Annotated in this window: 1 protein-coding gene; it reads left to right on the forward strand. The window is 74.5% G+C overall.

What is annotated here, in order from left to right:
• Nucleotides 1–424 (forward strand): NUDIX hydrolase (locus ACTIDRAF_RS0220765; protein WP_016700647.1); only part of this gene is annotated, 424 nt, incomplete at both ends.

Consider the following 424-nt stretch of genomic DNA (forward strand, 5'->3'; position numbering starts at 1 on the left):
GGCGGCGGCCCGCCGCAGGCCGGCAGGTGGGCGCTGCCCGGCGGGCAGTTGGGCGCCACCGAGGACGTCGAGTCCTCCATCCGGCGCCAGCTCGCCGAGAAGGTCGACGTGCGCCAACTCGCCCACGTCGAGCAGCTGTCGGTGTTCAGCGCCCCCGACCGGGTGCCGGGCCGACGGGTGGTCGCCACCGCCTTCCTCGGCCTGGTTCCCTGCGACGTCGACCCGGAGATCCCCGACGACACCGAGTGGTTCCCGGTCTCCGCGCTGCCCGAGACCGCCTTCGACCACGGGGCCATCGTGTTGCGCGCGCGGGACCGCCTCCGCGCCAAGCTGTCCTACACCAACCTCGGGTTCGCCCTGGCCCAGCCCCAGTTCACCATGTCCGCCCTGCGGCGCGTCTACTCGGCCGCGCTGGGGTACCGGG

The sequence above is a fragment of the Actinoalloteichus spitiensis RMV-1378 genome, assembly GCF_000239155.1.
Lineage (GTDB): Bacteria > Actinomycetota > Actinomycetes > Mycobacteriales > Pseudonocardiaceae > Actinoalloteichus_B > Actinoalloteichus_B spitiensis.